General features: G+C 62.0%; 10 protein-coding genes. 4 read left to right on the top strand and 6 right to left on the bottom strand.

Annotated features, from left to right (window positions below):
- The first annotated feature begins 171 nt into the window (after positions 1-171).
- The 3 genes from A7317_RS05550 to A7317_RS05540 are packed head-to-tail and all read left to right on the top strand — an operon-like array spanning position 172 to position 3748.
- Complete coding sequence (locus A7317_RS05550; RefSeq protein WP_041160851.1) at positions 172-2073, top strand: sensor histidine kinase; 1902 nt, start codon at positions 172-174, stop codon at positions 2071-2073.
- Positions 2070-3410 carry a sigma-54-dependent transcriptional regulator gene (locus A7317_RS05545; RefSeq protein WP_024073698.1) on the top strand — a complete coding sequence of 447 codons (1341 nt, stop codon included), beginning with the start codon at positions 2070-2072 and terminating at the stop codon, positions 3408-3410. The genes A7317_RS05550 and A7317_RS05545 overlap by 4 nt, the downstream gene beginning before the upstream one ends.
- The gene (locus A7317_RS05540; protein ID WP_024073697.1) at positions 3410-3748 is read left to right on the top strand and encodes a GlpM family protein; all 339 of its coding nucleotides are present in this window, start codon (positions 3410-3412) and stop codon (positions 3746-3748) included. Before A7317_RS05545 ends, A7317_RS05540 begins: the two co-directional genes overlap by 1 nt.
- A 57-nt stretch (positions 3749-3805) precedes the next feature.
- On the opposite strand, the gene A7317_RS05535 is transcribed toward A7317_RS05540, so the two are convergent.
- The 6 genes from A7317_RS05535 to A7317_RS05510 form a co-directional block, all read right to left on the bottom strand.
- Positions 3806-5203 (bottom strand): sigma-54-dependent transcriptional regulator, encoded by a 1398-nt coding sequence (locus A7317_RS05535; RefSeq protein ID WP_024073696.1) that lies wholly within the window; start codon positions 5201-5203, stop codon positions 3806-3808.
- Positions 5193-6971: a sensor histidine kinase gene (locus tag A7317_RS05530; RefSeq protein ID WP_069075349.1), complete on the bottom strand. Its 1779-nt coding sequence runs from the start codon at positions 6969-6971 to the stop codon at positions 5193-5195. Before A7317_RS05530 ends, A7317_RS05535 begins: the two co-directional genes overlap by 11 nt.
- Positions 6971-8095, bottom strand: coding sequence for a GNAT family N-acetyltransferase (locus A7317_RS05525; RefSeq protein ID WP_024073694.1), 1125 nt, complete (start codon positions 8093-8095; stop codon positions 6971-6973). Before A7317_RS05525 ends, A7317_RS05530 begins: the two co-directional genes overlap by 1 nt.
- A 311-nt stretch (positions 8096-8406) precedes the next feature.
- On the bottom strand, positions 8407-9282 hold the full coding sequence (locus tag A7317_RS05520; protein WP_024073693.1) for an alpha/beta hydrolase: 876 nt from the start codon (positions 9280-9282) through the stop codon (positions 8407-8409).
- Complete coding sequence (locus A7317_RS05515; protein WP_024073692.1) at positions 9279-10673, bottom strand: aspartate aminotransferase family protein; 1395 nt, start codon at positions 10671-10673, stop codon at positions 9279-9281. The genes A7317_RS05520 and A7317_RS05515 overlap by 4 nt, the downstream gene beginning before the upstream one ends.
- Positions 10666-11379 carry an MtnX-like HAD-IB family phosphatase gene (locus A7317_RS05510; protein ID WP_024073691.1) on the bottom strand — a complete coding sequence of 238 codons (714 nt, stop codon included), beginning with the start codon at positions 11377-11379 and terminating at the stop codon, positions 10666-10668. Before A7317_RS05510 ends, A7317_RS05515 begins: the two co-directional genes overlap by 8 nt.
- Positions 11380-11620: 241 nt before the next feature.
- Between A7317_RS05510 and A7317_RS05505 the strand changes: the two genes are divergently transcribed.
- Positions 11621-12391, top strand: coding sequence for a MipA/OmpV family protein (locus A7317_RS05505; RefSeq protein ID WP_069075348.1), 771 nt, complete (start codon positions 11621-11623; stop codon positions 12389-12391).
- Positions 12392-12451: the final 60 nt, after the last annotated feature.

Raw genomic sequence — 12451 nt, 5'->3', positions numbered from 1 at the left:
CGGTGTGTCAGGCAATCCTCAGTAGCTGGTTTGGGGCCGCTCCGCGGCCCAACGCGGGGCAAGCCCGCTCGCCACCACACGCCCACCCACCACAAGCCCGCTCGCCACAATCAGTCCGCTCGCAGCAGGACAAACATCGTCACCATAACTGGTTGACCCAAGGCATCTGTGATGAAATGCGACCCCAACCTCTATCGCGCCGCGCCGCCATCACTTGCCGTGAAGCCCCGCCTGATTCGCCAACTGTTCCTGCCGCCGTTGATCATCGCCCTGATGGTCGGCCTGGGTTACATCGGCTTCTGGATCAGTGAGTACTACGGTATCCGCACCCTCAGCGATACCGGCGAGCGCCAACTGGAGTTGCACGCCCGCACGGTCGAAAGTGAACTGAGCAAATACACCTACCTGCCCAGCCTCCTGGAACTGGAATCCAGTGTCTCCAAGCTGCTGGCCGACCCAAACCAAGAAACCCGCAAAACCGTCAACGACTACCTCGAAGGCCTGAACCGACGCAGCCGCAGCCGAGCCATCTACGTGATGGACACCACCGGCAGGGTGCTGGCCACCAGCAACTGGCGCGACGCCGACAGCTACCAGGGTGAAGACCTGTCCTTCCGGGCCTATTTCCAGAACGCGGTACGCGGCCAGCCAGGGCGTTTCTACGGCATCGGCAGCACCAACGGCGAACCCGGCTACTACCTGGCCCACGGCCTGGAAGAGCACGGCAAGATCATCGGCGTCGCCGTGGTCAAGGTGCGCCTCGAAGCCTTGGAAGAACGCTGGCAGCGCGCACGCCTCGAAGCATTTGTCAGCGATGAGAACGGCATCATCATCCTCTCCAGCGACCCGGCCCGCCGCCTCAAGGCCGTGCGACCGCTGAGTGACGAGACCAAGGAACGCCTGGCCCACAGCCTGCAATATTACTGGGCCACGCTCAACGAACTGGAACCCCTGGCCCGCGAGCGCCTCAACGAAGGCACCGAAAAACTGACCTTCCCGGCCAACAGCGAAGTGGTGGCGGACGAGCGGGAGGTCAGCTACCTCGCCCAGACTCGACCGCTGAGCGACACACCCTGGAATTTCACCCTGCTCACCCCGCTCAACGACCTGCGCCGCGCCGCAATCAACCAGGGCATCCTGGTGGCCGTCGCCTTTGGTCTGGTGGCATTCCTGTTGATTGCCTGGAACGAGCGGCGCAAAGTCATCGCCACCCGCCTCGCCGCTCGGGAGGCATTGCAGGAAGCCAACAGCCAGCTGGAACGTCGGATTGCCGAACGTACCGCCGACCTGCGCGCCAGCAACGAGCGGCTCAAGGGCCAGATTCGCGAACGGCGCCAGGCCGAAGAGACCCTGCGCCGCGCCCAGGATGAACTGGTGCAGGCCGGCAAGCTCGCCGCCATCGGCCAGATGTCCACCAGCATCGCCCACGAACTGAACCAACCCCTGGCCGCGCTGCGCACGTTGTCCGGCAACACGGTGCGCTTCCTCGAACGCGGGGCGCTGGATACCGCCAGCGCCAACCTCAAGACCATCAACGAACTGATCGACCGCATGGGCCGCATCACCGCCAGCCTGCGCTCCTTTGCCCGGCGGGGCGATGACCAGGGCGAAGCCAACCTGGGCAAGGCCGTGGACGCCGCGTTCCAGGTGCTCGGCGCACGCCTGGACAGCCTGCCGCTGACCCTGCACCGCGACTTCTCCCCTGCCCTTTTGCAGATCGACCAGACACGCCTGGAACAGATCCTGGTCAACCTGATCGGCAATGCCCTCGATGCGATGCAGGCACAACCGGCCCCCGAACTGTGGCTCGAAGGCAGCAGCGCCGACGGTAAATATCGCCTGCTTGTGCGCGACAACGGCCACGGCATCGACCCCGAGGCACGCAAGCATCTGTTCGAACCGTTCTTCACCACCAAACCCGGCGAGCAAGGCCTCGGCCTGGGCCTGACCCTGTCCGCCAGCCTCGCGGCGGCCACGGGTGGCAACCTCGCCGTGGAACACCCAGCCAGTGGTGGTACGGCCTTTGTCCTCTGCCTGCCTTTGGCGGGCGCTCAAAAAACTGAGTCGACATGAACGTAGAAAAAAACACTGACCTGACCGTCCTGATCGTCGAAGACGACCCCCATGTGCTGCTCGGCTGCCAGCAAGCCTTCGCGCTGGAGGACATCCCCAGCGTCGGTGTGGCCAGTGCCGAAGAGGCGTTGAAGCACGTCGACGAAAACTTTGCCGGCATCGTCATCAGCGATATTCGCCTGCCGGGCATCGACGGCCTGGAACTGCTGACCCGCCTCAAGGCCCTGGATAAAAGCCTGCCGGTGGTGCTGATCACCGGGCATGGCGATATCTCCATGGCCGTCGGCGCCATGCGCAACGGCGCCTACGACTTCATGGAAAAGCCCTTCTCCCCCGAGCGCCTGGTCGATGTGGCCCGCCGCGCCCTGGAACAACGCGGGCTGGCGCGGGAAGTCTGGTCGCTGCGCCGCCAGTTGGCCGAGCGCGACTCCCTCGAAGGCCGCATCATCGGCCGTTCGCCGGCCATGCAGAACCTGCGCGAATTGATCGCCAACGTCGCCGACACCTCGGCCAACGTGCTGATCGAAGGCGAGACCGGCACCGGCAAGGAACTGGTCGCGCGCTGCCTGCATGATTTCAGCCGGCGCCACGATCACCCGTTCGTTGCGCTGAACTGTGGCGGCCTGCCGGAAAACCTGTTCGAAAGCGAAATCTTCGGCCACGAAGCCAACGCCTTTACCGGCGCCGGCAAACGTCGCATCGGCAAGATCGAACACGCCCACCAAGGCACGCTGTTTCTCGATGAAGTGGAAAGTATGCCGATCAACTTGCAGATCAAGTTGCTGCGCGTGTTGCAGGAGCGCACCCTGGAACGCCTGGGTTCGAACCAGAGCGTGGCCGTGGATTGCCGGGTGATCGCCGCCACCAAGTCCAACCTCGATGAACTGAGCCGCGCCAACCAGTTCCGCAGCGACCTGTACTACCGCCTCAACGTGGTCACCCTGGAACTGCCGCCCCTGCGCGAACGCCGCGAAGACATCCTGCAACTGTTCGAGCACTTCCTGCAGCAGTCATCACTGCGCTTTGACCGCAGCGTTCCGGACCTCGACAACCAGACCCTGTCCAGCCTGATGAGCCACGACTGGCCCGGTAACGTGCGCGAACTGCGCAACGTCGCCGAACGCTTCGCCCTGGGCCTGCCCGCCTTCAAGAAAAGCGGCGCCAGCAGCGGCGGCCAGGGCCTGGCCTTTACCGAGGCCGTGGAAGCCTTCGAGCGCAACCTGCTCAACGACGCCCTGCAACGCAGCGGCGGCAACCTGACCCAGGCCAGCCAGGAACTGGGGATGGCCAAGACCACGCTGTTCGACAAAGTCAAGAAATACGGGTTGAGCCACTGATGGATCTTGTATTGAAGGCCGCACTGGGCGCGGCAGTGGTGCTGATCCTGGCGGCGCTGGCCAAGACCAGAAACTACTACATCGCCGGGCTGGTGCCGCTGTTTCCGACCTTTGCGCTGATCGCTCATTACATCGTCGGCAAGGGCCGCTCGGTGGACGATTTGAAGACCACGATCCTGTTTGGGATGTGGTCGATCATTCCGTATTTTGTGTACCTGGCGACGTTGTACGTGATGGTGGATAGGATGCGGCTGGAGGCCTCTTTAGCCGTAGCAGCGGTAGCGTGGCTGATGGCCGCGACGGTGTTAGTCAGCGTGTGGGTACGCGTCCACGCCTGACACCACTCAATCCAATTGTGGGAGCAAGCCCCCTTCCACCGTTTTATCCCGGTTGCGTCAGCGGACTATCTTGTCGATCTGGATCCCGAGTTTCTTCAACCGATACCAGAAGCTGCGCTCGGAAATCCCGATCTTCGCCGCCGCCGCAGCCTGCACGCCATGGCACTCGTGCAACGCCGCAAGAATGTAGGCTTTCTCGACCTCGGCCAGCGCCGCATCCAGGTCCTGGGGAATGCCCGGCCCGTCGCTGAGGATCGCCGTCACACCGCCCTCGCTTGGCTTGGACGCAAACAGATAACCCGGCAGGTCGATATCCTCGATCACCGGCTTTGCGGCCACGATAGTCGCCCGCTCAACGCAGTTCTGCAGCTCACGGATATTGCCCGGCCAGTGATACGCCGCCATGGCCTGCAACGCTTCGGCGCTGAAGCCGGTGATGCGTTTGCCGGCGGTGGCGCTGAGGGTCTGGGCGAAATGCCGGGCCAGGGGTGCGATATCTTCCACACGTTCACGCAGGGCCGGCAGCGGGATCGGAAACACATTGAGACGGTAATACAGGTCTTCGCGAAACTCTTTGTTGGCCACCGCCTCCAGCAAGTTCTTGTTGGTGGCCGCGATCACACGCACGTCCACCTTGCGCTCGCGGGGGTCACCCACCGGTTCGATCACCCGCTCCTGCAAGGCGCGCAGGATCTTGGCTTGCAACGCCAGGGGCATATCGCCCACTTCGTCGAGAAACAGCGTGCCCTTGTCGGCCTGCATAAAGCGCCCTACCCGATCAGACACGGCGCCGGTAAAGGCGCCCTTGCGATGACCGAACATTTCGCTTTCCAGCAGCCCTTCGGGGATCGCCGCGCAATTGACCGCCACGAAAGGCTTGTCGGCACGGCTGCCGTGCTTGTGGATGGCGCGGGCGACCATCTCCTTGCCGGTGCCGCTTTCGCCGGTCAGCAAGATGGTTGCGGTACTGTCACGCACCGAGTCCACGGCGTGCAGTACCTTGCGAAACGCCGGGCTATCGCCCACCAGGCTGTCGAACTGCGCGTGTTCATCCAGTTCGGCACGCATGCGCGCGTTGTCGCGCATGATGTCGCGAAATTGCAGGGCTTTGGCCACGGTGATGTCCAGCTCGTCGATATCGAACGGCTTGGCGATGTAGTCGTAGGCGCCGTTGCGCATCGACTGCACGGCATTTTTTACCGTGCTGTAGGCGGTCATCACGATCACCGGTACCTGGGGAAATCGCACCTTGATTTCGGCCAGCAGCGCCGGCCCGTCCATGCCGGGCATGCGCCAGTCACTGATCACCAGGTCGATGTCTTCCTGCTCCAGCACTTTGAGCGCATGCAGGCCGTTGCCCGCGGTGAACACCTGGATGCCGTTCTGGCCCAGGGCGGAGGACAGCAAGTCACAGAGCTTGGGCTCGTCGTCGACCACCAATACGTTATGCGTCATGACTTTCCTCATCATCAGCGTCGTCTTCACCATGAGCCGGAATGTACAGGCTGAAGGTGGCGCCCGCATCGTTCTCACTGACACATTCGATGCTGCCGTCATGACTTTCCATGATCGAATAGACTTTAGCCAGGCCCAGGCCGGTGCCGGATGCCTTGGTGGTGACGAATGGCGTGAAGATGCGCTCGATCATATCCGCCGCAATGCCCTGCCCGGTGTCGGCGATGCTGATGACGGTGTTGTCGTTGACCGTGCGAATGCCCAGGGTCAGGCGCCCGCCTTCGGGCATTGCATCGATGGCGTTGAGGATCAGGTTCAGGCACGCCTGCTTGAGCTGCTTGGCGTCGGCATAGATCGTCGCGCCGGGGGCCTGGTCGTCGATCTGCGCCTGGATGTTGTGGGTCGCCAGCTCCGGGCCGCAGAAGCCGAGGATTTCTTCGACCAATGGGCGCGCCGCCTGCAACACGCGCAAGGGCGGATTGGGTTTGGCGAAGTCGAGGAATTCGGTGATCAGGTCGTTGATCCGGCTGACCTCGCTGATCACGTATTCCAAATGGCGCCTGTCGCTTTCCGGCAGGTCGGAGCGACGATGCAGCAACTGGGTGGCGGTCTTGATGATGCCCAGCGGGTTGCGGATTTCATGGGCCAGGCCCATGGCGACCTCGCCCAGGGCATGCAGGCGGTCACGCCGACGCAGCTGGGCCTCGAGGTGATGCAGCTCGCCCAGGCGCTCGGTCATATGGTTGAAGGTGCTGCTCAATTGCGCCAGCTCATCGCCACCGCTGACCACCACCCGGTGTGTGTAGTTGCCCGAAATCACTGCGCTTACGCCCTGGGACAGGTCACGCAACGGCTGGGTCAGGCGCCGCGACACCAGCACCCCCGCCGCCAGGGACAACGCCGAACTGAGCAGGAAAATCAGCACAAACAGATTGCTCTGGTTCACCAGCCCCACCAGGCTGGTATGCCGCAGCAGGCCACTGAAGATCACCCCTTGCAGCTCGCCATTGTCATTGAATATCGGCCAGTACAACCCGCTGTAGTTATTGGTGAACTGCTCGCTGGGCTGGCGGGTGCTGCGCAATGCGGCCTCGACACTCTTCGGAATGCGCGAGGGGTGATCCTGAAAGCGCTGGGTCGAGAAGATTTCCGTAAAGCCGCCCGGATTGGCCAGGTACAAACGCAGGTCGAGGGAGTGCACATCGGCCACGCTGGTCAGGAAGCTGCTGTCCAGGTAGGTCGCCACCAGCAACACATAGTCGACATCGTCCCGGGTGGTCTCGAAGGTCGAGACCACGATACCGGTACTCACCCCCGCCACTTGCACGGTCTGCAACACCGCGTTGCTGGTCAGGCTGATCTGCTTGACGATGTCGTCGGAGGCGGTGCTGAACACCAGCTTGTGGTCGCTGGTGCGAATCAGCGCCACCACGTCGATATCCGTCGCCTGGGCGATATCGGCGGTCAGCCGGTCGTGCTTGGCTGCCTGCCGGCTGGAGGGCGGGCTGGTGTAGCGCAGGAACAATTTAGCCATGCGCGCGTTGTCATGCAGGATGTCACCGATCTCGTCCTTGACGATCTTGGTCGACTCCTGCAGCCAGATGCGCACGTTGCTGTCGAAAATCTGCGACAACGTGGTGGCGGCCAGCTCAGCCGCGATCATGGTCGGGATGACGCTGACCAACCAGAACGCCAGCACCAGCTTGCGCTGGACGCTCCAGCGCGAAATGGCAAAGGGACGGGCTTTCTGGCGGGTCTTGGTGATCATCAGGTTTCGCTTATCGCAGCAGCCATGGCAGGGTCGGAACGATCCGGTCGGATAAAAATCTTCACTACTTTGAGCAGGGTGTTCACCAGCCGATTGCGGTGGCGGAAGAACAGGCTGTTGCCTTCGAACTCGCACCCCAGGCGCAGCTTACTGGCATACCCGGCCTGGCCGCACTCATACACTGCAATATTGTGCTGGATACAGTAATCGACATTGGTCAGCCAACTGCGGAAGTACAAGTTGTAGTCACGGGTGTACTCGACGTCGTGCCCGAAGAACTTATCGACCAACCGATGCTGGTCTACCAGGATCAGGTTGAACGCCACCAACTGCGCGTCCACCCAGTAAAGTACACAGACCGCACGCTCTCCAAGGCGTTCGAGCACGCCGGTGAAGTAGCCGGCGGGCAGGCGCTCGAACTGCAGGTCGGCGCGGGTGAGCGTGGCCTCGTACAGGCGCATGACCTCGGGCAGCACGTCGTCGATATTGCGTCGCCACTCGACACGTGGGCCCGGTGCGCGCAGTTTGCGGCGCAGGTCCTTGCGCGTGGACTTGCCCAGCGACCCCAGGTAGGCGTCCACCGAGCCATAGGGCAGCGGCAATACCCCGGTGGGCAGGCTCGGCATGCTCTGGAAACCCGCCGCCCGGCAGCTGTCGGCCCAGTGCGGATCATTGGCCGGCGCATCCTTGACCGCCACCAGGCCGATACCGAACGCATCGGCATCCTGGCGGGCGGCCTGGAGCAAATGCTGGAGCAACAGCGGGCGTCGCCCCTGCGGCACGTCACTGGCAAACCCGGCGTCGCAACGCTCGGCCACCGGCGAGCCAATGGCATACAGGCCCAATTGCAAAACACCCGGCCACAGTCGCTCCAGACGCTCGGTCAAGCGCTTGCCGGCGCCCGACACCGTGGTGTCGAGCCGATAATGGGTGATGAACGCGGCGGCCACAGCCACCAGCGTGCCGTTTTCAAAAACCGCCAGGTAACGCCATTGAAAATCGGCGATGGCCGCGTGTTCCACCGCGACGTAATAGTCCCAGTCCTCCAGCGCACCGGGAAAGCAGTCGTTCCAGGCACTGCGCGGGATGGCCCGGACGGTCGGGAAAGCTTGGGTGGTGATCACATCATTTCCCTTGTTATGGCCTGTGCCAAGCGGACGCGTTGTGGCTATGGTGATCAGGCTTGTTGTGGCGAGCGGGCTTGCCCTAATGCCGTTCAGTTAAGGTTTTTTGTAGGAGCGAGCTTGCTCGCGAAGAACTCACAGACGCCGCGTTCATTCAGGAAACACGCGTTATCGTTGACGTTTTTCGCGAGCAAGATTCAGGAAACACGCGTTATCGTTGACGTTTTTCGCGAGCAAGAACTAGGCGTCCCCCTCGCTCCTACAGAAGGCGATGTCCGCTTAACTGAACGGCATGAGGGCAAACAGCCCCGTTAGCCACAAGCAGCCAGCTCACCACAACCCGCCAGCTCGCTGGAGAGTGCGGAGTGTCGCTCGACAAACTCCGTACTCAACTCGATCACGCGGCGGTATTGCAGGTCGACGGTGATCATGTGGTAGCAGTTGTCCAGCAGGATCTTGGTCACCGGCCCGCCAAGGTGGCGTTCCACGTAGTCAGCGTTCCAACGGCTGGTGATGTCGTCCTCGATGGAATGCAACACCAGCGCCGGCACCTTGACCTCGGGCATGCGCTTCTTGACCACGGCGTTCATACGGTGCAACTCGCGCACCGTGATGCCTTCCATGGTCAACAAACCGGCTTCGCTGCTCTCCCCTTCCTTCATCTGCCGCTCGACAATCGCCCGCAGGCGTTCGTTCTTGATGCCATACGGCGGCTTCTCTTCGAAGCGGCAGATGTGCACGCCGAACGGAATCTTCATCAGCAACGGCGTGAGGAACGCCAGCTTGTTGATGCTCCAGCCGTCGTACTTCAACGTCGTGGAATACATCAGCAGCCCGGCGACTTGCCCAGGGTGTTCGGCGGCGACGTACATCGACATCACCGCCCCCATGGACAAGCCACCGACAAACACCTGTGCATGGCGCTGCTTGACCTGGGCGAAGGTCTTGCGCACACCTTCGTACCAGTCCAGCCAGCCGGTAGCCTGCAGGTCGCTGTTGTCACCGCAGTGCCCGGCCAGGGTGGGCACGTACACCGTGCAATTGCCCACCTTGGCCAGGCCCTTGGCGACCTGGCGCAGTTCCGTCGGAGTGCCGGTCAGGCCGTGGATCAACAGGATCCCGACCGGACCTTCACCGAGAACGAAGCCGGCATCACCTTCACCGAGGTCGATCTCTGCCGGTTTCACCGTTTGGTCGCCCGCACCAGCAGTTGCTCGAGCAGCTTCAGGCCCAGCTCGATTTCCGGGTAGCTGATTTCCAGGGACGGTGCCAGGGTGATCACGTTCTTGTAGTAGCCGCCCACATCGAGGATCAGGCCCAGCTTGCGGCCGTCTACCACCATGTCGCCTTTCATACCTTCCTCGACCATGTAGTCCAGGGTCGCCTTGTCTGGCGTGAAGCCATCCGGGCCGCAGATTTCGCAGCGCAGCGCCAGGCCCAGGCCGTCGACGTCGCCGATGATCGGGAAACGTTTCTGCAAGTCCTGCAGGCCTTCCAGGAAGTATTTGCCCTTGGCCATGACCATCGCGCCGTAGTCGACTTCGTTGGTCATCTTGAACATTTCCAGGCCCACCGCCGTGCCCAATGGGTTGGAGGCGAAGGTGGAGTGGGTCGAACCTGGCGGGAAGACCTTCGGGTTGATCAACTCTTCACGGGCCCAGATACCGCCCAGCGGGTTGAGGCCGTTGGTCAGCGCCTTGCCGAACACGATGATGTCTGGCTTGACGTCGAAGTGCTCGATCGACCACAGCTTGCCGGTGCGATAGAAGCCCATCTGGATTTCATCGGACACCATCAGGATGCCGTGCTGGTCGAGAACCTTCTTCAGCTCGCTGTAGAAGTTCATCGGCGGGATCACATAACCGCCGGTGCCCTGGATCGGCTCGACGTAGAACGCGGCGTATTCACTCTGGCCGACTTTCGGGTCCCACACGCCGTTGTATTCGGTCTCGAACAGGCGGGCGAATTGCTGCACGCAGTGGCTGCCGTATTCTTCCTTGGTCATGCCTTTAGGGCCGCGGAAGTGGTACGGGAACGGGATGAACTGCGCACGCTCGCCGAAGTGGCCGTAGCGACGACGGTAGCGGTAGCTGGAAGTGATCGACGAAGCGCCGAGGGTGCGCCCGTGGTAGCCGCCTTCGAAGGCGAACATCAGGCTCTTGCCGTTGGTGGCGTTACGTACGACCTTCAGGGAGTCTTCGATCGACTGCGAACCGCCGACGTTGAAGTGGACGCGACCGTCGAGGCCGAATTTCTTCTTGGCATCGACCGCGATCATTTCCGACAGCTCGATCTTGCCTTTGTGCAGGTACTGGCTGGCGATTTGCGGCAGGGTGTCGATCTGCTGTTTCAGCGCATTGTTCAGGCGCGGGTTGGCATAGCCGAAGTTGACGGCCGAGTACCACATTTGCAGGTCGAGGTAGGCCTGGTCTTCGGTGTCCCACACGTAGGAGCCTTCGCAGCGGCTGAAAATGCGCGGCGGCTCGATGTAGTGGACAGTGTCGCCGTACGAGCAGTACTTGGCTTCTTTATCCAGAAGCACCTGGTCTTCGGCGGTAGCGATACGGATATCAGACATGGTGGAAGAGTTCCTGATTTTCAATAGAGAGGTCAGTCGCAGCAAAGGTGGTGGCGTTGGCGGCAATGCCCTGGGGCAGCCTGGCCAGCAATGCGGTCACTTCGGCGAAGGTGTCGAAGCGCGCGTGGGGAATGTTGTTGGCTTCGCAGTACTGGGCGAGGCTGCCTTTGGCGAAGACGAAATCGGCGGTGGACGCGACGCACATGTCGGACTTGCCATCGCCGATCACCAGCACGCGCTTGTTGCGCGGCGTGGACTTGCACTTGCAGTTGCCCGACGCGGCGCGGCACGCATCGCTGGAATACGGGAAGTCGATGCGCCAGCTGTCCTGGTCGACCTGGCGCAGGCGGTTGGCGAGGATCGGCAGCAGGGTCACGTAGTTGCGCGACAGAATCCGCGCGATACCCTGCTCGATGCCGTCGCTGACCACTTCGACGGAGGCCCCGAGGCCGATGACGTGATCAACGAAATCCGGGAAGTCCGGGTCGATCTCGACGCTGTCGAAATACGCCAGCAGTTCGCTGGGGGTGGCCTTGATCAGCGCCAGTTGGCGGCTCAGGCATTCGCGTGAACCGATATGCCCATCCAACCATTCCTGCTCGATGGTTTCCCATTCGGGACCCGCGAAGCGTTGGAGGACGTTGTCGATGACATCGGTGGGGGTAATGGTCCCGTCGAAGTCACACACGATATGCCAGTGGATCATCTGCCTGTCCTTGAGTTGGAGGGCTTGAAGAAGAGCGCGCTGTGTGCGCTTGCAGAAGGGGTAGAGCAGGGACTGTGCCAACTGGCCTGGGCCCAGCAGGGCTGGGGGTTTGGCGGGTAATTCGGGCGATATGTGTCGCAGGAGCTACAATTTTTGTAGCTTTCTACAAACAAGATGAGTGCTTGCGCCAGGCCCCCCCTTCGCGCGTTCATGCGCGCATGGCCAGATAAGGAAACGCTCCATGTTCAAGGTTACTTCTGCTGTATTCGCCGGTTTATTGGGACTCTGGGGCTTTTCCAGCGCAGCCCTGGCAGAAGGCATCACCGGCGAAGTCGGCGCAGGTATCGCTTATCAACCCCATGACCCGACCGCCAGTCGCTACGAAACGCGGCCCATCCCCTACGTGGACCTCGACTGGGGCAGCGTCAGCCTGGGCACCGATGACGGCCTGACCTGGAGCGCCCTCAATACCAACGGTTTTACCGCCGGCCCCTATATCAATTACCTGCAGGGGCGTACGGCCAACGGCTCACTGCGCGGCCTGCGCAATGTCTCGGACATGGCCGAAATCGGTGGTTTCATTCAATACGCCCCGGTCGATTTCTGGCGTGTGTACGCCCAGGTGGGCCAGGCCGTTGGTGGCGGGCATGATCAAAGTGGCGTACTGGGTAAGCTCGGCGGTGAGTTGGGCTACCCACTGGGCAGCGGGATTATTGGCAGCACCGGCCTGATGGCGCACTTTGCCGACGCCCGCCAGACCCAGACCTATTTCGGCGTGGACTCCAACGAATCCGCGGCCTCCGGCATTCGCGCCTACAACGCCAGCGCGGGCTTCCAGAACATGACGCTGACCCAGAGTTTTGAATTCCCCCTGGCGTCCCACTGGTCGCTGCTGACCAGCGCCAGCTGGGTGCACCTGGTGGGCTCGGCGGCCAATAGCACTATCGTCAAGGCGACCGGGGACGTGAACCAGGGCCAGGTACAGACAGCCATCAGCTACAAGTTCGACTAATAAGCACACACCTTCTTACAAACTGGTCTGAGCCTTGCAATGACGCCCCGGAATTCATTT

It is taken from the genome of Pseudomonas fluorescens, assembly GCF_001708445.1.
GTDB lineage: Bacteria > Pseudomonadota > Gammaproteobacteria > Pseudomonadales > Pseudomonadaceae > Aquipseudomonas > Aquipseudomonas gorinensis.
Note: the sequence above shows the minus strand (reverse complement) of the source record. Positions and strands in the feature narration are given on the sequence as shown.

Coding starts and splice junctions, on each gene's coding strand:
- A7317_RS05530 (WP_069075349.1), bottom strand. CDS start 6,971: ATGATCACCAAGACCCGCCAGAAAGCCCGTCCCTTTGCCATTTCGCGC.
- A7317_RS05545 (WP_024073698.1), top strand. CDS start 2,070: ATGAACGTAGAAAAAAACACTGACCTGACCGTCCTGATCGTCGAAGAC.
- A7317_RS05510 (WP_024073691.1), bottom strand. CDS start 11,379: ATGATCCACTGGCATATCGTGTGTGACTTCGACGGGACCATTACCCCC.
- A7317_RS05515 (WP_024073692.1), bottom strand. CDS start 10,673: ATGTCTGATATCCGTATCGCTACCGCCGAAGACCAGGTGCTTCTGGAT.
- A7317_RS05505 (WP_069075348.1), top strand. CDS start 11,621: ATGTTCAAGGTTACTTCTGCTGTATTCGCCGGTTTATTGGGACTCTGG.
- A7317_RS05535 (WP_024073696.1), bottom strand. CDS start 5,203: ATGACGCATAACGTATTGGTGGTCGACGACGAGCCCAAGCTCTGTGAC.
- A7317_RS05540 (WP_024073697.1), top strand. CDS start 3,410: ATGGATCTTGTATTGAAGGCCGCACTGGGCGCGGCAGTGGTGCTGATC.
- A7317_RS05550 (WP_041160851.1), top strand. CDS start 172: ATGAAATGCGACCCCAACCTCTATCGCGCCGCGCCGCCATCACTTGCC.